Annotated in this window: 1 protein-coding gene and 1 pseudogene; both read right to left on the reverse strand. The window is 40.6% G+C overall.

All coding sequences use genetic code 11. The annotated features are described in order from the left end of the window. Nucleotides 1-493, reverse strand: a pseudogene (locus DEO48_RS09920) (Appr-1-p processing protein); the annotation flags it as partial. Then, nucleotides 450-1,017 (reverse strand): RHS repeat-associated core domain-containing protein (locus DEO48_RS09925; protein WP_309136805.1); only part of this gene is annotated, 568 nt, incomplete at its 5' end. The gene DEO48_RS09925 and the pseudogene DEO48_RS09920, both read right to left, overlap by 44 nt.

The raw sequence follows: 1,017 nt of genomic DNA on the forward strand, positions 1-1,017 counted from the left end.
CTGGGATGTTATTTCCTTTGAAGCTATTAAGATAATATTCCTTTGCAAGAGGATATTTATTTGAAAGGGACAGAACAAAACCTTTACCCCATTTCCCTTTATTATTCACAATATGAGCGATAACTGTGGATTTTTTCAAAGGTTCTGCAGCATCTCCAGACAAGTACTTTATTTTCTTTTTTCCTTGCAATGAACTCGTTGATGTTTGCCAGAAAGTTTCAAATTCCTCATTCGAAATTTCCTCAGCATCACTTAAGTCCAGATCGCTTTTTTTACCATCATACAGCAGAAAACCAACTTTATCGTTTTTATCTAGCAAAGAAGAAGAGGCATAATAATCACCATCTATAATATTTATTTGTCGTGTGGCAATCTCTCCTATGAATTCATTGAGAATAACTCCTTCACCTGAAATAAAATCAACACTTCCTTTATAATATTTTTTTACCTCAACCACAACTCCCCCCACTTTTAACAATTCTTTTAGAGACATCGAGATCTTTCGTGTTTAAGATCAAGAACGTGTTTTTCCGGGGTTCAATCACATCTAAGCCAGTAACATCTATTTCGACAAAATGACTTATACCTTTTAATTTTCTCGCATCACCATATATATCAGCTGCTAATTGGCCGAGAGACATTTTTCCTGTTCCACCAACATCTTTGAGTGTTCGTCCGCCAATCATTTCAGGTCTGATATTAGTGAAATATTGTCCGTCCCCGAAGCGGGCATGTATATCTCCTGATGAAGGTCTAATCACACCACTTTCCATGATACCCTTCATGCCTTCTTCAATCGTGTAGTGAATCAATGTGTTAGGCGTCAACCCCCACGGATCCACCCACCCCAGCGCATTCGGCGCATACTGGTAAAGATTTATCCCCCCCGCCAGCCCTATCGGGTCCTGCTGCGTAAATCTTCCGCAGTCCGGGTCATAATACCGGAACAGATTGTAGTGCAGCCCTGTCTCACGGTCCAGGTATTGCCCCTGCATGCGCAGGTTCTGAGAATATCCT

It is taken from the genome of Enterobacter sp. CGMCC 5087 (genome assembly GCF_003144775.1).
Taxonomy (GTDB): Bacteria; Pseudomonadota; Gammaproteobacteria; order Enterobacterales; family Enterobacteriaceae; genus Enterobacter; species Enterobacter cloacae_M.